Origin of the sequence: Serratia grimesii, assembly GCF_900186025.1 — a bacterium.
GTDB lineage: Bacteria > Pseudomonadota > Gammaproteobacteria > Enterobacterales > Enterobacteriaceae > Serratia > Serratia grimesii.
Genome location: NZ_LT883155.1, coordinates 1,842,471 through 1,865,206 on the forward strand (window position 1 = coordinate 1,842,471; position 22,736 = coordinate 1,865,206).

At 52.0% G+C, this 22,736-nt stretch carries 19 protein-coding genes; 9 read left to right on the forward strand and 10 right to left on the reverse strand.

Features of this window, described 5'->3' with window-relative positions; genetic code table 11:
* Positions 1–6: 6 nt before the first annotated feature.
* On the reverse strand, positions 7–1,110 hold the full coding sequence (locus tag SGBXF1_RS08535) for a YcbX family protein (RefSeq protein WP_061807237.1): 1,104 nt from the start codon (positions 1,108–1,110) through the stop codon (positions 7–9).
* Positions 1,111–1,213: 103 nt separating this feature from the next.
* Here SGBXF1_RS08535 and rlmKL point away from each other — a divergent pair, with 103 nt between their 5' ends.
* The 6 genes from rlmKL (at position 1,214) to rmf (ending at position 9,264) form a co-directional block, all read left to right on the forward strand.
* Positions 1,214–3,334, forward strand: a complete 2,121-nt coding sequence (rlmKL, locus tag SGBXF1_RS08540) for a bifunctional 23S rRNA (guanine(2069)-N(7))-methyltransferase RlmK/23S rRNA (guanine(2445)-N(2))-methyltransferase RlmL (protein ID WP_130382976.1) — start codon at positions 1,214–1,216, stop codon at positions 3,332–3,334.
* A 5-nt stretch (positions 3,335–3,339) separates the two neighbouring features.
* Positions 3,340–5,244, forward strand: a complete 1,905-nt coding sequence (locus SGBXF1_RS08545; RefSeq protein WP_037422033.1) for an ABC transporter ATP-binding protein — start codon at positions 3,340–3,342, stop codon at positions 5,242–5,244.
* Between the two features lie 74 nt (positions 5,245–5,318).
* Positions 5,319–6,635, forward strand: coding sequence for a membrane integrity-associated transporter subunit PqiA (gene pqiA, locus SGBXF1_RS08550; protein WP_051922596.1), 1,317 nt, complete (start codon positions 5,319–5,321; stop codon positions 6,633–6,635).
* Positions 6,622–8,268 carry an intermembrane transport protein PqiB gene (gene pqiB, locus SGBXF1_RS08555; RefSeq protein WP_186428167.1) on the forward strand — a complete coding sequence of 549 codons (1,647 nt, stop codon included), beginning with the start codon at positions 6,622–6,624 and terminating at the stop codon, positions 8,266–8,268. Before pqiA ends, pqiB begins: the two co-directional genes overlap by 14 nt.
* Complete coding sequence (pqiC, locus tag SGBXF1_RS08560; protein WP_061807244.1) at positions 8,265–8,822, forward strand: membrane integrity-associated transporter subunit PqiC; 558 nt, start codon at positions 8,265–8,267, stop codon at positions 8,820–8,822. Before pqiB ends, pqiC begins: the two co-directional genes overlap by 4 nt.
* 271 nt (positions 8,823–9,093) lie before the next feature.
* Positions 9,094–9,264 carry a ribosome modulation factor gene (gene rmf / locus SGBXF1_RS08565; RefSeq protein WP_071827009.1) on the forward strand — a complete coding sequence of 57 codons (171 nt, stop codon included), beginning with the start codon at positions 9,094–9,096 and terminating at the stop codon, positions 9,262–9,264.
* 64 nt (positions 9,265–9,328) lie between these two features.
* Here the strand turns inward: rmf and fabF are convergent, their stop codons facing one another.
* From fabF to SGBXF1_RS08585, 4 genes are all read right to left on the reverse strand, one after another.
* Positions 9,329–10,603 (reverse strand): beta-ketoacyl-ACP synthase II, encoded by a 1,275-nt coding sequence (fabF, locus tag SGBXF1_RS08570; RefSeq protein WP_130380040.1) that lies wholly within the window; start codon positions 10,601–10,603, stop codon positions 9,329–9,331.
* Positions 10,600–11,127, reverse strand: a complete 528-nt coding sequence (locus SGBXF1_RS08575) for a winged helix-turn-helix transcriptional regulator (protein WP_130380042.1) — start codon at positions 11,125–11,127, stop codon at positions 10,600–10,602. The genes fabF and SGBXF1_RS08575 overlap by 4 nt, the downstream gene beginning before the upstream one ends.
* Before the next feature lie 128 nt (positions 11,128–11,255).
* On the reverse strand, positions 11,256–11,774 hold the full coding sequence (gene fabA / locus SGBXF1_RS08580) for a bifunctional 3-hydroxydecanoyl-ACP dehydratase/trans-2-decenoyl-ACP isomerase (protein WP_037419266.1): 519 nt from the start codon (positions 11,772–11,774) through the stop codon (positions 11,256–11,258).
* Positions 11,775–11,842: 68 nt separating this feature from the next.
* On the reverse strand, positions 11,843–13,594 hold the full coding sequence (locus tag SGBXF1_RS08585) for an AAA family ATPase (RefSeq protein ID WP_172479775.1): 1,752 nt from the start codon (positions 13,592–13,594) through the stop codon (positions 11,843–11,845).
* Positions 13,595–13,803: 209 nt separating this feature from the next.
* Between SGBXF1_RS08585 and matP the strand changes: the two genes are divergently transcribed.
* Entirely contained in the window at positions 13,804–14,262 is a 459-nt protein-coding gene (matP, locus tag SGBXF1_RS08590) for a macrodomain Ter protein MatP (RefSeq protein WP_037419281.1), read from the forward strand.
* 102 nt (positions 14,263–14,364) lie between these two features.
* Here the strand turns inward: matP and ompA are convergent, their stop codons facing one another.
* Both ompA and sulA read right to left on the reverse strand, forming a co-directional pair.
* A complete protein-coding gene (gene ompA, locus SGBXF1_RS08595) occupies positions 14,365–15,447 on the reverse strand; it encodes a porin OmpA (protein WP_061807249.1) in 1,083 nt (360 codons plus the stop codon).
* A gap of 358 nt (positions 15,448–15,805) precedes the next feature.
* Positions 15,806–16,312: an SOS-induced cell division inhibitor SulA gene (gene sulA, locus SGBXF1_RS08600; RefSeq protein ID WP_186428168.1), complete on the reverse strand. Its 507-nt coding sequence runs from the start codon at positions 16,310–16,312 to the stop codon at positions 15,806–15,808.
* A 232-nt stretch (positions 16,313–16,544) separates the two neighbouring features.
* On the opposite strand from sulA, the gene SGBXF1_RS08605 reads away from it, so the two are divergent.
* On the forward strand, positions 16,545–17,204 hold the full coding sequence (locus tag SGBXF1_RS08605; protein WP_186428169.1) for a TfoX/Sxy family protein: 660 nt from the start codon (positions 16,545–16,547) through the stop codon (positions 17,202–17,204).
* On the opposite strand, the gene yccS is transcribed toward SGBXF1_RS08605, so the two are convergent.
* Together yccS and SGBXF1_RS08615 are read right to left on the reverse strand one after the other, a co-directional pair.
* Positions 17,205–19,340 (reverse strand): YccS family putative transporter, encoded by a 2,136-nt coding sequence (yccS, locus tag SGBXF1_RS08610; protein WP_186428170.1) that lies wholly within the window; start codon positions 19,338–19,340, stop codon positions 17,205–17,207. It lies immediately after the preceding gene.
* A gap of 26 nt (positions 19,341–19,366) precedes the next feature.
* On the reverse strand, positions 19,367–19,819 hold the full coding sequence (locus tag SGBXF1_RS08615) for a YccF domain-containing protein (RefSeq protein ID WP_130380046.1): 453 nt from the start codon (positions 19,817–19,819) through the stop codon (positions 19,367–19,369).
* A 360-nt stretch (positions 19,820–20,179) separates the two neighbouring features.
* Here SGBXF1_RS08615 and helD point away from each other — a divergent pair, with 360 nt between their 5' ends.
* A complete protein-coding gene (gene helD / locus SGBXF1_RS08620) occupies positions 20,180–22,234 on the forward strand; it encodes a DNA helicase IV (protein ID WP_186428171.1) in 2,055 nt (684 codons plus the stop codon).
* 33 nt (positions 22,235–22,267) lie between these two features.
* Here the strand turns inward: helD and SGBXF1_RS08625 are convergent, their stop codons facing one another.
* Positions 22,268–22,726 (reverse strand): methylglyoxal synthase, encoded by a 459-nt coding sequence (locus tag SGBXF1_RS08625; RefSeq protein WP_186428172.1) that lies wholly within the window; start codon positions 22,724–22,726, stop codon positions 22,268–22,270.
* Positions 22,727–22,736 lie beyond the last annotated feature (10 nt).

Sequence of the window (22,736 nt, forward strand, 5' to 3'; positions counted from 1 at the left end):
GGCTAATTACGCCAAGGTTAAATCACTTTTTGGAATACAGCTGCAGGAGAGGATGGTGCCATTGTTGGCTACCGCACTTTTCTTCAGCGGCGCCACTTCGCCACTGACCAATGTCATGCGACAACTCCCGCAAATCCCCGCACGGCACGAATAAGGCACGCGGAGCCCTTGTTGTTCTAACTGCTCAAGCAAGATCTGCTGATTATTACCGGTAAACACCGTTCCTGCGTATTCAATAGTGACGCTATGCGCGCTGTCTTGTGGTGCCTGTACGCTTTCAACGACTTTACCCGCGCCATAGGGGCGTGCCGGTTTAGTGGATAAGACTTCCACCGTATCGCCAACGCGGATAATGCCACTGTTGCGCGCCACCATATTTTGGCCAAAATCGATATCGCCGTTGTCAGCAGTGCGGAATTTCTGCAGGGTGCTGAGTGGTTCACCGCTCGGATGCTTACGCCCGCGTTCAATACTCACGGTAGTCAGCACGCAACGGCTGCAAGGTTTCACCAGATCAAACATCACGTCACCGACGCGGATCACCTGCCAGCCATCTTCTGCCCACGCACTGGCACCTGTCACCACCAGATTGGGACGGAATTGCTCCAGCTTGATACTGCCGGGACAGCGTTGTTGTAAGTCGTTGAATGACGCTTCGTTAATCAGCAGATACGGGTAACCATCGGCGAAAGACAGGGGGATTTCAGGGAGTTTTTTAACGCGACGGGTGGGTTCTGGGCCGAGCCAGCGCAGCTGCACGTCACGCTGGAAATAGCCACTTAGCCAGCTGTTAATTGGCTGCGGTGCAATCAGCGCGGTGAAATGGTTTCCCCAGACTTCAGTGGGTTGCGCCTCGGGGGCGAAATCATTGAAGCGAATGGCAGCGCTTTCGCCGTCCGGCGCGGTGAGGAATAAACCGTCAGCCAATAGCGCTGGAGTGAACAGTACCATTTGCGGATATTGGCGCGCGGTAATAAAGGTGCCATCCGGTTCGGTGATCATAAAGGTGCGATCAAACGCCAATCCACTACTGGAAACCTGAGCGTGAGAAAGCTGCAAACCCCGGAGCGATTTCACCGGATGAACGTAAAGTTTGGAAAGCGTAATCACCCTTATCCCCGTGCGATAATGAAATAGAAGGGAGCAACTTTATGACAAGCGGTCTGGATTAGCTATAATGCGCAACAATTTTCTTTTTGGTGATAAGTACGATATGAACTCTCTGTTTGCCAGCACGGCGCGTGGACTGGAAGAACTGTTAAAAAGCGAACTCGAAGCGCTGGGCGCTCACGCCTGTAAAGTCGTACAGGGTGGGGTACATTTTCAGGGTGACGATCGTCTTCTGTACCAAAGCTTGCTGTGGAGCCGTCTGGCCTCACGTATTTTGCTGCCACTGAATGAATTTCGTGTGCACAGCGACCTGGATTTGTATCTGGGTGTGCAGGCGATCGACTGGACGAACATCTTTGGCGTGGATAAAACCTTCGCCGTTCACTTCAGTGGCGTTAACGAAGAGATTCGCAACAGCCAATACGGCGCGTTGAAAGTCAAAGACGCCATTGTCGACAGCTTTACCCGCAAGATCGATCAGCGTCCGACAGTGGCGAAGCAGCAGCCGGACATTCGCGTTAATGTATTCCTGCAACGCGATATGGCCAGTGTTGCACTTGATTTAAGCGGTGAAGGCTTGCACCAGCGTGGCTACCGTGACTTAACCGGTCAGGCGCCGTTGAAAGAAAGTCTGGCGGCAGCGATTGTGCAGCGTTCAGGTTGGCAGTTGGGTACGCCGATGGTTGATCCAATGTGTGGTTCAGGCACGCTATTGATCGAAGCCGCGATGATTGCTTCCGATCGTGCACCAGGCCTGCATCGTCAGCATTGGGGCTTTACCGCCTGGAATGGTCATAATGCCGATCTGTGGCGTGAAGTGATCACCGAAGCACAGGTGCGTGCACGTCGCGGCTTGCAGGAAACCACTTCGCGTTTCTTTGGTTCCGACATTGATCGCCGGGTGATTGAAATGGCTCGTGGCAACGCCCGTCGTGCCGGCGTTGCCGAACTGATCACCTTTAACGTCAACGACGTTAGTAAGCTGACTAACCCGCTGCCGGAAGGCCCGACGGGGACAGTGGTCAGTAACCCGCCGTACGGCGAGCGTCTGGAAAGTGAACCCGCGCTGATTGCTTTGCATAACATGCTGGGCCGTATCATGAAGAGCGCTTTCGGTGGCTGGCAACTGTCGCTGTTCAGCGCATCACCCGAGCTACTGAGCTGCTTACAGTTACGTGCGGAACGCCAGTTTAAGGCCAAAAATGGCCCGTTGGACTGTGTGCAGAAAAATTACCAACTGGCGGAAAACCCGCAGGGTGCCGGTGGCGTGCAGGTAGCGGAAGATTTTGCCAACCGCCTGCGTAAAAACCTGAAGAAGCTCGACAAGTGGGCTAAGCAACAAGGCATCGAATGCTACCGCTTGTATGATGCTGACCTGCCTGACTATAACGTGGCTGTGGATCGTTACGGTAGCAAGATCGTGGTGCAGGAGTATGCGCCGCCAAAAACCATTGATGCGCAGAAAGCGCGTCAGCGTCTGTTTGATGTGATCAACGCCACGCTGGCAGTGCTGGAATTGCCGTCGAATCAGTTAATCCTGAAAACACGTGAACGCCAGAAAGGCAAAAATCAGTACGAAAAGTTAGCGCAGAAGGGCGAATTCTTGCTGGTGGAAGAATTCAACGCCAAGCTGTGGGTTAACCTGACAGACTATCTCGATACCGGTCTGTTCCTCGATCACCGTATTGCTCGTCGCATGCTGGGTGAGATGAGTAAAGGCAAAGACTTCCTCAACCTGTTTGCTTATACCGGCACAGCCAGCGTGCATGCGGGTCTGGGCGGCGCGCGTAGCACCACCACGGTGGACATGTCGCGCACCTACCTGGAATGGGCAGAGAAGAACTTGCGTGTGAATGGCCTGACCGGCAAACAGCACAGATTGATCCATGCAGATTGCTTGTCATGGCTGCAAAATGCCGACGAGCAATTTGACGTGATCTTTATCGATCCGCCAACGTTCTCCAACTCCAAGCGTATGGAGAATACTTTTGACGTTCAGCGCGATCACCTGGTGTTGATGCAAGATTTGAAACGGTTACTGCGTCGTAACGGAACCATCATGTTCTCGAACAACAAGCGCGGTTTCCAGATGGATATGGCTGGCCTGAGTGCGTTGGGTCTGGAGGCGAAAGAAATCACTGCCCAGACACAGTCGCAGGACTTTGCCCGTAACCGTCAAATTCATAACTGCTGGCTGGTTACCCATGCCGGCGAAGGAAAATAATTACTATGTCGTTAATTAGCATGTCCGGTGCCTGGTTGTCCTTCAGCGATGCACCCCTTTTAGACAACACCGAAATTCATATTGAAGACAACGAACGCGTTTGTCTTGTTGGGCGTAACGGCGCCGGTAAGTCCACGCTGTTGAAGATCCTCGGTAAAGAAATCCCGCTGGATGACGGCCGTGTGATATACGAGCAAGATCTGATTGTGGCGCGTCTACAACAGGATCCACCGCGCAATATCGGCGGCACAGTCTTCGACTTTGTGGCGGAAGGCGTGGCTGAGCAGGCAGAACATCTGAAGGCGTATCATGCGATCTCGCATTTGGTAGAAACCGATCCAAGCGAGAAAAACCTGACGCGCATGGCGCAGATTATGGAAATCCTTGATCACCAGGGATTGTGGCAGCTCGACAGCCGTATCAGCGAAGTGCTGTTGCAGTTGGGCCTGAACGGCGATGCAGAACTTTCCTCGCTCTCTGGCGGCTGGCTGCGTAAAGCGGCGCTGGGCCGTGCGCTGGTGAGCTCCCCACGCGTACTGTTGCTCGACGAACCGACGAACCACCTGGATATTTCAACCATCGATTGGCTGGAAGGATTCCTGAAAGAATTCCAGGGCAGTATCGTGTTCATTTCTCACGACCGTTCCTTTATCCGTAACATGGCAACGCGTATTGTCGATCTCGATCGCGGTAAGTTGGTCTCCTGGCCGGGTAACTATGACCTGTACCTGCTGAGCAAAGAAGAAGCGTTGCGTGTGGAAGAATTACAAAACGCTGAATTCGACCGCAAGCTGGCACAGGAAGAAGTGTGGATCCGTCAGGGCATCAAAGCGCGCCGAACCCGTAACGAAGGCCGAGTACGTGCGCTGAAGGCATTACGTAATGAGCGCTCGGAACGCCGTGAAGTCATGGGCACTGCCAAAATGCAGGTGGAAGAGGCTGTACGCTCTGGCAAAATCGTGTTTGAAATGGAAGACGTTAACTATCAGGTTGGCGGTAAAGTGCTGGTGCGTGATTTCTCCGCCCAGGTACAGCGTGGTGACAAAATTGCGTTAGTCGGCCCAAATGGCTGTGGTAAAACGACGCTGCTGAAACTGATGCTCGGCCAGTTGAAAGCCGATAGCGGTCGCGTGCATTGCGGGACCAAGCTGGAAGTGGCTTACTTCGACCAACACCGTGCCGATCTGGATCCAGAGCGCACGGTGATGGACAACCTGGCAGAAGGCAAGCAGGAAGTGATGGTCAACGGCCGTTCCCGCCACGTACTGGGTTACTTACAGGACTTCCTGTTCCACCCGAAACGTGCGATGACGCCGGTAAAAGCCTTGTCAGGTGGTGAGCGTAACCGTTTGTTGCTGGCTAAGCTGTTCCTGAAGCCAAGTAACTTATTAATCCTCGATGAACCGACCAACGACCTTGACGTTGAAACGCTGGAATTGCTGGAAGAGCTGATCGACGGTTATCAAGGTACCGTGATGTTGGTGAGCCACGATCGTCAATTCGTTGATAACTCCGTGACCGAGTGCTGGATCTTTGAAGGCAACGGTGTGATCAGCACCTTTGTCGGTGGTTACTACGACGCGCACCATCAACGTGCGACGGCAAAACCGATCCGTCAGGTAGCGGCCGATCAGAACAAGCCTGTGGCGGAAAAAAAGGCTGAACAGTCGAAGAAACCTGCAGCTAAACTGAGCTATAACTTGTTACGTGAGCTGGAACAGTTACCGCAGCGCCTCGAACAGCTGGAAACGGAAATTACAGCGTTGCAGGCGCAAATGAATGATGCGGATTTCTTCACGCGTCCTCACAGTGAAACACAGCAAGTACTGACGGCACTGGCCGCAGCCGAAGGGGCGCTGGAAGAAGCGTTTGCCCGCTGGGAAGAGTTGGAAGCGATGAAAAACGGCTAACCGTTGATAATACCGCCCGCGCGCTGCTGCGGGCGGTATTGCCGTATCGGCGAGCAACGTTATTAAGGAGGAATATGGTGTGTTCCCACGCGAATCACGAGCAGCACAGTCACGCAACGCACGTACAACAGCAACAGGACAATCTGATGCTGTGTCCACAGTGCGACATGCTGGTGGCATTGCCGCCGCTGGCATATGGTTCCAAAGCGATATGCCCGCGTTGTAAAACAACCCTCAGCTCCCGCTGGGATGAACCGCGTAAGCGGCCGATCGGTTACGCCCTCAGTGCATTGTTCATGCTGGTGCTGGCGAATATTTTCCCTTTTATTAATATGCGCGTTGCCGGTCTCGGTAACGAAATCAAACTGATCCAGATCCCGCAGGTGATGGTGGCGGAAGATTACGCCAGCATGGCCACGCTGTTTATGGTGTTCGTTCAACTGATCCCGGCATTTTGCATGGTGGCGATCATTCTTTTGTGCGCCAGGGTATCTATTCCCATACGCCTGAAAGAGTGGATGGCCAAGATGTTGTTCCAGTTTAAAACCTGGTGCATGGTGGAAATTTTTCTGGCTGGGGTTTTGGTCAGCTTCGTTAAGCTGATGGCCTACGGTGATATTGGTGTGGGTAGCAGCTTTGTGCCTTATTGCCTATTTTGTCTGTTACAGGTGCGTGCCTTTCAATGTGTGGATCGCCGTTGGCTGTGGAATGATATTGAACCGGCACCGCGTCTCACACAACCGATGGAAGTCGGGCGCACGGGGCTGCGTCAAGGGCTGCGTTCCTGCCAGTGTTGCACGGCAATCCTGCCGGCGGACTTAACCGAATGTCCACGCTGCCATAGCCGTGGTTATGTGCGCCGCCGTCATAGCCTACAATGGACGTTGGCACTGCTGCTCACGTCGATCCTGCTGTATATCCCGGCTAATCTGATGCCTATTATGGTCACTGAGGCGCTGGGCAATAAACTTACCTCCACCATCATGGCTGGGGTGATCCTGTTGTGGGGCGAAGGATCTTACCCGGTGGCAATGGTGATCTTCATTGCCAGTATTATGGTTCCTTCGTTGAAAATGATGGCAATTGGCTGGTTGTGTTGGGATGCAAACGGCACGGGGAAAGCCAGAGCTGACAGCGAGCGCATGCACCTGATTTATGAAGTGGTTGAGTTTGTTGGTCGTTGGTCAATGATTGACGTATTTGTCATTGCCGTACTGTCGGCACTGGTACGGATGGGGCAATTGATGAGCATTTATCCTGACATTGGCGCACTGTTGTTCGCCATGGTCGTGATCCTCACTATGTTTGCAGCCATGACGTTTGATCCCCGGTTGACCTGGGATCGCGTAAACGAAACAAGAAAAAAGGAGCCGCAAGGTGACGGAAAATAATCATAGCGTCGCAGACGTTGAGAAGATCAAACGCTGGTCGCCAGTGTGGATCATCCCCATTGTCACAGCACTGATCGGCGCCTGGATCCTGTTTTACCATTTCAGCCATCAAGGCCCGGTGGTGACGTTAGTCACAACCACCGCAGAAGGACTGGAAGCGGGGAAAACTAAAATAAAAAGCCGCAGTGTCGACGTCGGTATTGTGGAGACGGTCACTCTGAGCGAAGACTTGAGCAAGGTGGTGGTCGAGGCGCGCCTGAACTCCGGCATGGAGAAACTGTTGCGTCAGGACTCGGCCTTCTGGGTCGTGAAACCGCAAATTGGTCGCGGGGGCGTTTCCGGTCTGGGGACGCTGCTTTCCGGTGCCTATATCGAGCTGCAACCGGGTACTAAAGGCAAGGCAGGCAAGAACAATTATCAACTGCTGGACGCGCCGCCATTGGCTTCCCCTGACGCTAAAGGGTTACGCGTTGTACTGGATAGCGAAAGATCCGGACAGTTGAACGCCGGTGATCCGGTGTTGTTCCGCGGTTATCGCGTTGGCTCGGTGGAGACAAGTTATTTTGATCCCAAGATGCGTGCCATGCGTTATCAATTATTCATTTCCGCACCTTACGATCAATTGGTGACCAGTAACGTACGTTTCTGGAAAGACAGCGGTGTGGCGTTCGATATGTCGGCGCAGGGGATGAGGGTGGAAATGGGCTCGTTGGCGACCTTGTTCAGCGGTGGCGTCAGCTTTGACGTGCCGGACGGATGGGACCGAGGTGAACTGGCGCAACCGAAAGCGGAGTACCACCTGTTCGACAACCAGCGCAGCATCCAGGATTCGCTGTATACCGTGCATAAAGACTACCTGCTGTTCTTCGCCGATTCGGTTCGCGGGTTGCAACCAGGCGCTCCGGTGGAATTCCGCGGCATCCGTCTGGGCACCGTTGGCCAGGTGCCGTTCTACCAAAAAGGCATGGTTCAGCGTCTGGATACTGACTACCGTATTCCGGTATTGATCCGCATCGAGCCGGATCGCTTCCAGAAGGAATTGGGCGGTAACTTCGATATTGAAGGCCATCTGAAAGATGCCGAGTCACGCGGTATGCGCGCTTCGTTGAAGTCTGCCAACCTGCTGACGGGCTCGTTATATGTCGATCTGGACTTCTATCCACAAGTGAAAGCCTGGAAAGGGCCGCGAGAGATGTTTGGTTATCCGTTGATGCCAACCACCAGCGGTGGCCTGGCGCAGATCCAGCAGAAACTGATGCAGACGCTGGATAAAATCAACTCGATGCCGCTCAATCCGATGATCGATGAAGCGACCAAAACGTTGGCTGAAAGCCAGAAAACCATGCAGACAACGCAGAAAACCATGCAGTCGTTGAATGACATCATCGCCAGCAGAGAGATGAAAGCGTTGCCGCAGGATATGCAGAAAACCTTGCAAGAACTCAATCGCAGCATGAAAGGGTTCCAACCAGGTTCTCCGGCTTACAATAAGATGGTCGGCGATATGCAACGTCTTGATCAGGTGCTACGCGAACTGCAGCCGGTGTTGCGTACTCTGAATGAAAAGAGCAACGCGCTGGTATTTGAAGCCGCGGGCAGTAACGATCCTCAGCCGAAGAAGGCCAATAAATGATGAAATGGATTCCGGTAGCCTTGGCGCTGTTACTCAGCGCCTGTAGCAGTACGCCACAGAAAACCTACTACCAATTGCCGGCATTGGGTACGCCGGCGCAGGTCAGCGGTGGCTCGACGTCGCGCCAACTGTGGCTGGAACACGTTAGCGTAGCGGATTATTTGGCGCAGAGTGGGGTGGTTTACCAGACCAATGATGTGCAGTACGTGATCGCCCAGAACAACCTCTGGGCCAGTCCGCTTGACCAACAGTTGCAGCAGACACTGGTCACTAACCTGAGCAGCGCCATGCCAGGTTGGGTCGTGTCTTCTCAGCCGATGAGCAGCGAGCAAGACGTACTTAACGTCAACGTTAGTGGCTTCCATGGACGTTTTGATGGCAAGGCTATTATTCGTGGCGAATGGGTGCTGAACCATCAAGGTAATCTGATCAAGCGACCGTTTAATCTGGAACTAAAGCAGGGTGAAGACGGCTACGATGCATTGGTGCGGACACTGGCACAAGGGTGGCAGCAAGAAGCACAAGACATTGCTGCTCAGGCCAGTCGTTTTTAGTCATAATTTGTACTAAAAGAGTCTAATCCCTCCCAGCGTGAAATTTTAAATTTACACGCTGGGAGGGTTTTTTGTTTTATTTCAATAGATTAACTTATTTTTGGCAGATCAGCCACTTAGCAAATTCTACGTGTGTAGCTCACAAATATGACATTGGCGTGAATTTTGCGCATTGATCTTCCCGTCATTTAGCGCTATTGGTTAAACGTGGCTGCGCAAAAAGCAGCCATTGTTTTCTTTCCACCAGACCAAAAAATGAGGGAAACGAGGCATGAAGAGACAGAAACGCGATCGTCTGGAAAGGGCGCATTCGAGAGGTTATCAAGCAGGTATTTTAGGGCGTTCCAGGGAATATTGTCCCTACCAATCATCGGTGGACGCCCGGTCTCAGTGGCTGGGAGGTTGGCGAGAAGCCATGGAAGACAGGGCTGTGACCGCTTAAGCGGCTCCCTGTCAAAAAAAGGAACAACCTCCGCCAAGCGCGGAGGTTTTTGTTTCAGGTAATATTATCCCTGCCAACGCTTCAGCAAAATACTTGCATTCACACCGCCAAAACCAAAGCCGTTCGACAGCGCATAGGTGATGGCCATAGGTTCAGCTTTCTTCGCCACCAGATGTAATCCTGCCGCCGCAGGATCTGGATTGTCCAAATTCAGTGTGGCCGGTGCGATTTGATCGCGCAGTGCCAGCGCGGTAAAAATGGTCTCTAAACCGCCAGCAGCACCCAATAAATGACCCGTAGCTGATTTGGTCGATGTGACGGCTACACTGCCATTCGTGCCGAACAGATGCTTGATGGCGTTAATTTCCCCTAAATCCCCCACCGGCGTGGAAGTTGCGTGCGCATTCAGGTGTTGAACCTGTTCTGGTGTTACGCCTGCTTGCCTGAGGGCAATTTTCATTGCGCGGTAGGCTCCGTCGCCATCTTCGGCACCAGAGGTCATGTGGTAGGCGTCTGCGCTGGTGCCGTAGCCGACAATTTCCGCCAAGGGCGTCGCTCCCCGAGCGAGCGCATGTTCCAGTGTTTCAATCACCAGCATGCCGGCACCTTCACCCATAACAAAGCCGTTACGCTCGCTATCAAAAGGGCGTGAAGCCGTAACTGCAGCATCTGCTGGCGCTGTAGACATGGCGCGCGCTGCGGCAAAGCCACCAAGGCTAACAGTGTCAATTGCTGCTTCTGTACCGCCACACAGCGCGATATCGGCCTCATCGTTACGAATCATACGCACGGCATCGCCAATCGCTTGTACACCTGCTGCACAGGCTGTCACAGGGGCGCCAATCGGGCCTTTGAACTGATGTTTAATTGAAACGTGGCCTGCGGCCAGGTTAACCAGGAAGGAAGGGATGGTGAAAGGTGACAGGCGTTTGGCACCTCGGCTGTCGGTAGTGCGTACCGCCTGCGCGATGGCGGGGAAACCACCAATGCCGGAGGCGATCACCGTTGCAGTGCGTTCCTGCTTATCTTCGGTGTCGGCTTTCCAGCCTGCTTGTTGAATCGCCTCATCTGCTGCTGCCATGGCGAGAAGGATAAAGCGATCCATTTTCTTTTGATCTTTTGGCGCAACAGAACGATCCGGATCGAAACCAGCCTCGGCATCTTGTTCTAATGAAGGTACCTGGCCACCGACTTTAACTTGCAGGTCGGCAACGATCTCTTCCGGTAATGGGCGAATGCCTGACTGACCTTTCAGCAGACGCTGCCAGATAGCCTCTACGCCGCATCCCAATGGTGAAACGGCGCCCATGCCGGTAATGACTATACGACGATTGTTCATAGTGACTCCTTGGATGATTCTGGGGGGAATGCAGAAAGGTGCTGCTGCATCAGGGCTGCACGTTGGCGCATACCTTCTGTCGCCGCAGGTCCTGGTGCCAAAGTAATATTATGCAGCGCGATAGGCTGCTGGGTAATGCTGTCAATCAGTTGTACACGTATCGGTTGTCCGGTGCGGCGATCGACCAATTCTGCGCTAATACCGTCATCGGCCAAGTGGGTGTTGCCCCAGTGAAACAGCGCAGCAAGCACGGGGAAAAAATCGTTGCCACGCTCGGTGAGCAGATACTCGTATCGAACTGGCCGTGTTTGATATCGCTGTTTATGCAGAATACCGCTTTCCACCAGGAACTTTAGACGACGGGTCAATATGGTGGGCGAAAGCCCAAGGCTTTGCTGGAATTCATCAAATCTAGATAAGCCATGAAACGCATCGCGAAGTATCAGGATACTCCACCATTCACCGACACGATCAAGAGAGCGTGCGACTGGGCATGGCATGTTATCAAAACGAGTTTTTTGCATGGCACACCTCTTTGTAACTACAATAATTGTAGTTACTATTTAGCCGTTACGAATGTGTGCATATGAAGGCACAATATAACCACGGCGGGAAAATAAACGGCGACCGGGAAGGGCCGCCGTGACTGCGGTTAGAACGCAGCAGTGTCCTTGAACAGGCCCACTTTCAGATCGCTTGCAGTGTAAATGACTTGACCGTCGACCAAGACTTCACCATCTGCTACACCCATAATCAGTTTACGGATGATCACGCGTTTGAAGTTGATGCGGTAGGTCACTTTCTTCGCGGTTGGCAGTACCTGGCCGGTGAATTTAACTTCACCCACGCCCAGTGCACGACCTTTACCTTCGCCACCCAACCAGCCGAGGTAGAAGCCAACCAATTGCCACATGGCATCCAGACCCAGGCAGCCTGGCATCACCGGATCGCCGATAAAGTGGCAACCAAAGAACCATAGGTCCGGATTGATATCCAGTTCCGCTTCCACATAACCCTTGTTGTAGGTACCACCGTCTTCAGTCATTTTGACCACGCGGTCCATCATCAACATGTTACCTGCCGGCAACGGCGGGCCGCCAGCGCCAAACAGCTCGCCACGGCCGGATGCTTCGAGGTCTTCTTTCGTATAGGAGTCGCGTTTTTCTACCATGTTCTCAGTAAACCTTATTTTATTGAAGGGCGCAGATTAGCTTACACGTGTACGCTGAACAAGTCCGATCAGCCGTGGTTGAACCAGTTAAGCCAGCGAAGCGGCCATGGCCAGCGCCGACGTTCCTGTGGATTCACCTGTGCAATCCGTTCCTGAATAGCAGCTAATAGATTCGGCTGTTGTTCATCAGAGTAGGGGTAACCGGTGAGTAATGGCAAGGCCTCAGCGGCGCTATCGACGGCCCACAGATGGAACTGGCCTTCGCGTACCGCATCGACCACATCCTGGCGTAGACACAGATGGCGCACGTTGGTTGCGGGCAGGATGATGCCCTGTTTGCCTGTCAAACCACGACGTTGGCAAACTTCAAAAAAGCCTTCGATCTTCTCGTTGACGCCGCCAATTGGCTGCACATTGCCGAATTGGTCTACAGAGCCAGTAACCGCAATTTGCTGTGTGATCGGCTGCAATGACAGCGCACTGATGAGCGCACACAACTCAGCGAGTGAGGCACTGTCGCCATCTACTTCACCGTAAGATTGCTCAAAGACGATTGACGCGGAGAAGGGCAGCGGTTGGTCCAGTTCAAGTTCTGAAATCAGGAATGCCTGCATAATCATCATGCCTTTGGCATGAAGATTACCGCCAAGCTCGGCTTTACGCTCGACGTCGGTGAATTCGCCATCGCCAAGGTGGACGACACAGCTGATGCGAGAGGGCTCACCGAAACTGCGTGGATGACCTGGGTACTCTAATACCGACAGGCCATTGATCTGACCGACGACTTCGCCTTCAGTCTCAATCAGGATTTGGCCCAGTTCAATTTCATCCTGCATTCGTTCGGCAAGGTAGCTTTCACGCCATTCACGCGCATTCAACGCGGCTTCAAACGCTTTGGCAGTGATGTTTTCTTCTTCGACATACAGTGCTGCTTCAGAAAGCTGCTGGACGAGCCACAGTGGGGACAGCGGCAGATTGCCCTGATCGCCACTGTAACGTACCGCCTGTATCATCAGAGGGTACCAGGCGTCGGCTGCCAGAGGCGGTAGCTGCTTCTCATCAATCAGCGTATTGACGTAGCCACACCATTGAACCATGTCATCGATTTCGGTGAGTTGCAGGTCTTCTTCGTACTCACCGTAGACAGCTTGCTCACTCAGTTCCGGCTCAATATCATGGAAATCCGCAAGACCGTGACGATCGCCAACCACGATCAACCGCAACTCCAGCGGCATCGCCGGAATAGTGATTGGCAAAGGACGTGTTTCATCTGGGGAAACCCAATGGAACTGACGTTGGGTGATCATCTGCTTCAAACGCAACCACAGCAGCGGTTGGGCGAGCAAAGAACGCGCCGACAGGATCAGTACACCGCCATTGGCCTGATGCACCAGACCGGGTTGCAGGCTGATCTCGTCATTGTGGATCCTGACGCAGCCAAACAACTGTTCTGGTTCAACCCACTCCTGAAATACGCAGGCACCCCCGGCGGAAAATGGCTCATCACCGCGGCTGGCAGGTTCTACACTTACCTTGCTGCCTTGGATCACATAGTGACTGCCCTTGAACGCCGTATTTTTGGGTTGCAGTTGCTCAACTGCATGAGCGATCAGCGCCAAATACTCACGCGTTTCCTGCGCTTTCAACAGCATGAAACGCGGTGGCGATTGTGGATGGCAAAACAGCGTCAGTGCATTTTCCAGACGTGGCTGAATAGTGGCAAAGGACACGGGAGCCAACTGCGCGGCGGTATCAAATATCGCTTGATAAGGCGTAACGTCCGGCAACAGTGATTGCCATTCAAGTCGGTTATTGGTCAAAGTGTTAGATGCAATCGTCAAAAAGGGAAAGGGCGATTATACAAGAATAACGGCAGCTTGATACATGCAGAGTAGAAGTTGGTGTCAGGGAGTTTGACATCACGCGGCGACTGTGCAAAAAACAGTCTAAATGGGGGCGTAATTGCCGGGGAAATTCGGCGCAAAGCTGTTATGCTTAATAAAGTTACGCGGTCACTGAAGAGCTCACGATGAAATATCAGCAACTGGAAAATCTGGAGAGCGGTTGGAAATGGAAGTACCTGGTGAAAAAGCACCGGGAAGGGGAAGCTATTACCCGCCATATTGAAAACAGCGTTGCTCAGGAAGCCATTGACGAGCTGCTTAAGCTGGAAAATGAGCCGGTAAAAGTGCTGACGTGGATTAGCCGCCACATGAATCCGGACCTGGATAACCGGATGAAGCAAACCATCCGCGCACGACGTAAGCGTCATTTTAATGCAGAACATCAACACACGCGTAAAAAATCTATCGATCTGGAATTTTTAGTTTGGCAGCGTCTTGCCGCACTTGCCCGCCGCAGAGGGGTAACATTGTCAGAGACGGTGGTGCAGTTGATCGAAGATGCGGAACGTAAAGAGAAGTACGCGAGCCAGATGTCGCTTTTGAAGCAGGATTTAAAAGCCATTCTCGGTAAAGACGACGAGTAAGTTGCTAACTCGCGAGCTGCGAGGAGGCTGTTATTGCCAGTATCACTGGTTCTAGACGAAAAAAAACCCCGCAATGCGGGGTTTTTTACTAAGAGTGGTAGCTTAGCCTTGTGGCTGAGTTACAACGTCTTTGATACCTTTAACTTCGATCTCTACGCGACGATCTGGTGCCAGGCAATCGATCTGTGCTTTAGTAGCACGGCCAGCTTTGTAGCCACAGGTGTTACCAGTGACGGAATCAGCTTTGCCCATACCACGTGCAGAGATTTTGTCTGAAGGAATACCTTTAGATACCAGGTAGTCAACAACGCTTTGAGCGCGTTTTTCAGACAGTTTCTGGTTGTATTGCTCTGAACCAACTGCGTCGGTGTAACCCAGAACTACAACAGAGCCATCTTTAGGATCCATGGAGCTCAGCTGAGTGTACAGCTGGTCCAGAGCCTGTTGGCCTTGTGCTTTCAGAGTAGATTTGTTGAAGTTGAACAGCACGTCAGACTTCAGAGTGAAACGCTTGGTTTCAACAACTGGAGCTGGAGCTGGTGCTGGAGCAACTGGAGCAACAACATCATCCTGACCGAAACGGTAAGAAACACCCAGGCTCAGCATGGTGTTGTCTGGACGAGCGCCGACAGTACCTGCATCACCGATGTTGCTAACGAACTGGTAGTCCAGGCGGGTAGCCCAGTTTTTGGTCAGTGCGTATTCAACACCCACTGCTGCCAACGGAGAAACGCCAGTGTCGTGATCGCTCAGACGTTGGCCAGTTGCACCGTAGTTAGCTTTGGAGTCTGCACGCCATACCATGCCGCCCAGACGAGTGTAGATGTCCAGATCGTCCATGATTGGGTAGCTCAGTTTAGCGGCCAGTTGAACGCCCTGCGCTTTGAAAGCACCGTTGTTCACGCTGCCTTTGTAAGGCATACGGCCAAGCCAGTCATAGCCCAGCTCGAAGCCCAGGTATTGGTTCGCCTGGTAACCCAGGAACGCGCCAGCACCCAGTTGATCTTTATGGGTCGGACCATTGCCGATACCATTCTGGTAACCGTTGCCGTAGAAACCAGTGTCATGATACTGGGACCAGCCCAGTTTAGCACCAGTGTACCAGGTATTATCTTTTGGGGCGGCTTGCGCTACGGTAGCGAAACCAGCCAGTGCCACTGCTAATGCGATAGCTGTCTTTTTCATTTTGCGCCTCGTTATCATCCAAATAGGCAATGAGCTTTAAAGCTGTTTTAAGCCCTTGGTTAAATTCCTTCGCCAAGGTTTGAGCCCTCGTTTGTTACTCGGCCAGTTTATCTGGCGTTATAGAGCAACCTTGGCGATGTAAAGTCTACAACGTGGCGCGAAAGTTACAAGTGTGATGTGATAAAGCTCTAAAAAAAAACGCAGAATTGTACATATTTGCTAACATTAACCGACAAAAAAACGAGCGATTTTACGCTCGTTTTTGGGTGCGGAACCGCAGCCGCACTCGCTTTGTCCCTGATCCCAGAAAGGTTCCCTTAGAGGGAGATGAAAATGATGGGAAAAATCCTAAATTTACTTAATGATACAAAGAAGAGTGAATTTTTAGGGTAGAACAGTGTCCGTGAATCGGGTTTATGTCACGTTGAGGACGCATAATGAACCCATAAGCGTTACCTAATTCTGCCGCACGCCTTAATTTTAGACGATCTTCTTCTGTAAGATCCGGTAGCCATCCGAGTACGACACTATAGTTACCTGTCAGTAACGCCTTTTCCATAGCTTCAACCGTATCCAGCGAGTTGATTTGGCTAAGCTGCACCACTTTTTCGACCGGTAGACCGGACTGCTGCAACCATAATTTACTCAGCTTTTGCTGCGGAGTCAGCCATAACAGCCAGCGAGACTGCAGACCTAATTGCTGCAACAGAGGCAACAATAATTGTGCCACTGCGGGCTGATGCTCGTTGTAAACAAGTTCACTGATAAGGCCATTCTTTTTGCCGGCATCTGTGTTTTCTGCAGCATTGTTCACCGCAAAAGAGGTGTGGCTGAAATGGGGTTTGTAGAGTGATTGAGTACGCATAAAGTATCCCGCCCGTAGTGTCACTGTATGTTTATACAGTACATCCTGTTGTGAATAAGATCAACCCAAAAATTCGTAGTACCTCTCATAATTGCGATTATTTTTTATACGGTGGGCTTTAGTGATTGGCATCGTTGCGGATAGTGCGTATTTTTCTAATTACTTGTTCACGTTACCTTTATTTCATTGATGAGGGGAATGATAAGACGGTAACCTACACCAGGAGAACGTTATGAAAGGGATATCATCGGGAAGGGTTGTACAGGCTAAAGCCTGTTTTTACGCATTAGGGGTCATCACCACACGCTCACAATTCGGCGGTTACGGGCTACTGGCCGACGGCGTTATGTTCGCCTTGATTGCTGAAGGGGAGCTATATCTTCGAGCAACGGATTCCCTGGAACCCGCCTTCCGTGCCCGCGGGATGGTCAATATGGTTTACTCCAAGCGAGGGATGCCAATTACCATGCGCTATTACTGGGTAGATGAAACTCTGTGGCGGGATCGGGATGAGCTTGTTGGACTAGCCTGGCAGGCCATTCGCGAAGCTCGTCGAGAGCTTCAAGACAAAACGGATAACCAGAGCCGGCTGAAAACCTTGCCAAACATCGATATCAATATGGAGCGCTTACTCTGGCGAGCGGGTATTCGTAATGTCTATGACTTGCGGTTGAACGGCGCTAAACGCAGCTATCTTCGCTTATTGCAGCAGCAACATAACCTGGGCCTGCGGGCACTGCTCGCTCTGGGCGGGGCTATTGCCGGCTATCACCATGCGGCGTTACCCTCTGAATTACGCAGCGAGTTGACCTGTTGGTTTGAGCGAACCGTGTTATTGCTTCGCCATGGACATCATCCTGATGTTCGGGGCCTCATAAAAGACCCCGAATGATCACGCCGATTTGCCTATTTGTGCATTAAGCATTGTGAGTTCAGGCAACAGTTCAATCACCAGCCCAATTTGCTGCAATACCAATTGATCTTTGCTTTCCGGCTCTGGTGCCGCGTGTTGGATACGTTCAGCCAGGCTTTCCAATGCCTGGGTAATGCGCAGATTATCTTGTTCTTCCAGGTGTAGGGCGCCATCGACATAACATACGGCGTCATTCAGAAGATCCAGCGTTGAGGAATTATTCAGCCGTTCACGGTGTGCACCCAGTGCAGAGATATAGCTCAGTAATGTATGGTTCAGACACAGCAGCCGGAAGGCTGCATCCTGAACCTCTTTATTCGCTTTAGGGTCGGCAGACATATTTGAAATCACCGAAGCCAATTCTGCATCACTGTTGTGCGCATCCCGGCGAGCGATACGGTATGGAAGGCCGTTGTCTTTACCCTGATGGTACTGCACCAGAATTGCATCCAGATAACGGCAGTTTGCGTTCATTGTTTTACTGACCACTGCCGGTAATTGGCGGAATTTCCAGTCTGGCCAAATGAAACTGACCGCTGCCCAAGCGATGGCACACCCTAAAAGGGTGTCGTAAACGCGGGGGGCAGCCACTTCAAAACCTTCACCCAACAGATTAAAGCACAGCAACACCAGCAAGGTAATAAACATGGTGGCGTGTGCATACTGCACGGTTCGAAAAGCGAAGAACAGGACACCGCTAATGACAATCAGCACCATTTGCCCTTCCAGCGAAGGCACAAAATAGAGAATTGGCAGGCCGACAAGAATACCGGCCAGTGTACCTATAATACGCAGGGCAAGCCTGCGACGCGTGGCATTGTAATTGGGTTGACAGACAAACAAGCTGGTTAACAGGATCCAATAACCGTGTTGCATACCGGTAAGCTGGATAAAGGCATAACCGATGCACAGCACTACTGACATGCGAATGGCGTGGCGGAACAGGGCCGACTGAGGTGTCAAATGGCGACTAATACGTAAGCGGATATCGCTCCAGCCGGTGAGCCGGTCGTCTGACAAACTGTTTTCTTCTGCTTGGCCGTTAGCCAGGGCTTGTTCAGACTCGATATTCGCTAACTGTGCATCAATCGCGCGTAAATTTTTCAACAGGTGCGACAGGGCTTTAGTTAACTCACGGTTTTCTGAGGTAATGGTAATCTGTGCTAACGCTTCTTCAATACGGCCAAAGGCTGGTTCAAAGCGAGGGTTATGTTGGTACTTTTGCCGCAGCAGAATCGATTGTGCCAATTGTTGGCATGCACGTGCCTGCATACTGAGTAAGCGCTGAAAACGGAATAGGATATCGCTATGACGGAATTGGCGGCTGAGCTCCCGATATTGAACGTGAGCGGAACTGGCACGCTCATGTATGTCTTGTGCAACAAAATAATAGTGCAATGTGCGGCGGGTACCACGCTGGCCTCGGTCGCCTTTTAATCGGGTCAGTAATGAAACTTTGGCCTGGTTAAGTGTCGTCATCAACACACTATTAGCCATGGCAACGTCCATCCACGGCAGATCTGCATCATGTTCGACATCGGGATCAAACAGGTTGGCCTTGGCATCCAGATAATTCGCCAACTGATTATAACAACGCGCCAAATTTTCCTGCAAAGGGCGGATGGGGAAAATCAGATGACCAATCAATGTCAGCAGGTTGTACCAGAGAGCGCCGATGATCAGCAACGTCGGTTGTTGATACCAGGCGTCATACATTGAGGCACCGAGCATGGTATACACTGCGATCAGCAGAGCACCAAACGCAATGGTGGCGTAACGTTGCCCCAAAGCGCCCAGCAATATAAAGCCGCAAGTGGACGTGGTTAGACCAAGAGCAAACAGCCAGGGATAAGCGAACAGCAGTTCAATGGAGGCGGACGCAACAAAAAAACACACCAGTGTGATCACCAGATTGCGCAGTCTGCCTGCCAAGCGATCATCCAGATCGGTCAATGCTGCTGCCACGACACCCAATGTCAGAGGAATAGTGAGCTTGGGGATGGCGAGCCACCAAGGTACGGCGGCTGCGCCAGCCAGCGCGATAAAAATGCGCAGGTCATAAAGCAGGTTGCTGTTGTATGCATAACGGCGTATTGCGGGTGCAAAAGAAAGCACGAAAAACTCCTCAGACGGAGAAAAAATTAACGCTGTTGATACTGACGCCGTGCATTTTCAGTTCTGGCTTGTTGTGCCATCTCAACTGATACCACGCGGCGACCCACTGGCCACAGGGCAATAGCGGCAATTTTGAAATTGGCAATACCCACAGGAATACCAATGATTGTTACGCACTGCACAATACCTGCGGCGATATGCGACAGGCACAGCCACCAGCCGAACAGAACCAGCCAGATAATGTTAAGTAGCGAACCGCTGGCGGAAAGTAGCGCGTTGCTTTTTTCCGGGTACAGTTCATTAACGTGAATGGCTTCGTTGCCGAAAGGTAATAAAGACAGCTTGGTGATTTCCCAGCAAGAACGGGTCAACGGCAGGGTGATGATCAGGACAACGCTAAATATTGTTGCGATCAGCCAGCCAAGGGTGGTGAAAAAACCGCCCAACACAAAATTAAGAATATTCAGTACAGTACGCATAGTCGTCATTCTGCTCTAATGATGGCCAAACCGCGATGCGGTTGCGCTTGGTATCAAAACGCAAAATCTATTCTACCCTTTTTTTAGCGCTAGAGTGCCACTGCTTATAGCAGGTAAACTGGCAGATATCCGTTATACCCTTCATCTTTCAAATTGCAGGGGGTTGGCAGACTTCACTCACCCCAGTCACTCGGGGGCCAAGCCCTGGGGTTATGAACCTCGTCTCTGAGGTTCACCCTTTTGGTTCGTGCAAGCGCTGTTCAAATCGGTTCTCGACTGATTTGTCATTCAGTAGCCGCCTACCTACAACTTGAAAGCTATTGGGTATATTTAAACTCAACATGGTCATGGCGCGACGATATGGAACTTAAAGCGACATCGCTGGGGAAACACCTGGCGCAGCATCCTTACAACCGTGTGCGGTTGCTGCACGCTGGTGTTGAGGTGAGCGGTGAAAAGCATGAATACCTGATTCCTTTCAATCAATTAATTCAAGTCAGATGCAAGCGCGGTATTGTCTGGGGCGAGCTGGAGTTTGAGCTGCCAGATGAAAAAGTGGTGCGCTTGCATGGTACTGAATGGCAGGAAACCCAACGCTTCTATCATTACTTGCAACAGGCTTGGCAGCAGTGGAGCGCCGAGATGAGCGTGGTCAGCGCGGGTGTGTTGCAGGAACAGGTTGAGCATATCCAGCGCATTGAACAACAGGATAAGTGGTTTAAAAAATCCGAACTGGGCAAATTACAGCAACAAATACGCCAGTCATTTGGTGCTCTCCCAATGCCGGTGGCGCGTCTGGAGGCGTTCGACAACTGTCGAGATGATTATCAGCTTTGCCAGCAGTGGTTGCAGCACGGATTGCGCAGCGTAGCGCAGCGCAACCAACAGTGGACGGAACGCATGCTGGAGACGCATCACGATTTCTTCCAACACATCGAAAGTTCACCGCTGAATGATTCGCAAAGCCGTGCAGTGGTCAATGGAGAAGACTCCGTATTAGTACTGGCAGGGGCTGGCAGTGGCAAAACCTCGGTGCTGGTGGCGCGTGCAGGTTGGTTACTCCGCCGTCAGGAGGCTGAGCCTGGACAGATATTGTTGTTGGCGTTTGGTCGTCAGGCAGCAGAAGAGATGAATGAACGTATTCAGGAGCGTTTGGGCAAGGTGGCTGTTCAGGCCAAAACGTTTCATGCGCTGGCGCTGCAGATTATCCAGCAGGGTAATCGTAAAGTGCCGGCGATCAGTAAGCTGGAAACCGACAGCAAGGCGCGACGGGCTTTGCTAATTACTCATTGGCAACAGCAGTGTGCAGAGAAAAAACCTCAGGCCAAAGGGTGGCGCCAATGGTTAACGGAGGAGCTTGAGTGGGAGGTGCCTGAAGGCGACTTTTGGCACGATAAGCGTCTGGCTGAACGTCTGGCGGGGCGGCTCGAGCGCTGGTTGGGGCTGATGCGCATGCATGGGGGTAGCCAGGCGGACATGATCGAGCAGGCTGATGAAGAGGTCCGTGACCTGTTTTCAAAACGCATCCGGCTAATGGCACCGTTACTGAAAGCCTGGAAGGGGGCGTTGAAAGAGGAAGGTGCGGTGGATTTCTCCGGCCTGATTCATCAGGCAGTCAATATTTTGGAGAAAGGGCGCTTTGTCAGCCCATGGAAACATATCCTGGTGGACGAATTCCAGGATATCTCACCGCAACGTGCTCAATTGCTGGCTGCACTGCGTAAACAGAACAAACAGACTTGCCTGTTTGCCGTGGGTGATGACTGGCAGGCGATTTACCGCTTCAGCGGTGCTGAACTAACACTCACCACAGCGTTTGCTGAGAACTTTGGCGAAGGCGCCCAGTGCGCGCTCGATACCACTTATCGTTTCAACGAGCGCATCGGTGAGGTGGCAAATCGTTTTGTGCAGCAAAACCCCCATCAATTGAAAAAACCGTTGAACAGTCTGAGTAAAGGCAATAAGAAGTCGGTAGTCCTTTTACCGCATGAACAGCTTGAAAATTTATTGGATAAGCTGAGTGGTTACGCTAAACCTGATGAGCGCATTTTAGTGTTGGCGCGTTACCATCATCTGAAACCGCAAGTGCTGTCTAAAGCTGCGACCCGTTGGCCCAAACTGACCATCGAGTTTATGACTATCCATGCCAGTAAAGGGCAGCAGGCTGAATATGTGATTATTGCCGGTTTGCACGAAGGCAACGATGGCTTCCCTGCTGTTGCACGTGAGTCGGTTCTGGAAGATGTATTGTTACCTCAACCGGAAGATTTCCCGGATGCGGAGGAGCGACGGTTGCTGTATGTGGCACTGACTCGCGCCAAACACCAAGTGTGGCTATTGCAGGATCGAGAACGTCCGTCAGTGTTTGTTGAACAACTGCAAGATCTCGGCGTACCGTCGCAGAAGAAACCTTAAACGTAAGGCCTGGCGGTGGCCAGGCCGTCATCGTTACTTCAGACGATCCTGCAAATAGCGCTGATAGTCTGGGATCGCGATTTCAACTTCGCTTTTGAACAGCGAGGAGTCGATCAGGAAGTCGGCAGTAGAGCGGTTGGTCGCGACGGGGATATTCCATACTGTGGCCAGGCGCAGCAGCGCTTTCACATCGGGATCATGCGGAACTGCATTCAGCGGGTCCCAGAAGAAAATCAACATGTCGATTTTGCCTTCGGCAATCAGTGCGCCGACCTGTTGATCACCGCCCATAGGTCCACTCAGCATGCTTTTTACAGGAATACCGCTGGCACGTTGAATCAGGTTGCCCGTGGTGCCGGTGGCATACAGTTGATGCTGTTCCAGCACGGACTTATTGTTTTCAACCCATGCTAGCAGGGCTTGTTTACGGTGATCATGTGCCACCAGCGCAATATGTTTGCGCGCGGCGATAGTGCGGGTGGTAAATTCCATCTTGGTGTCC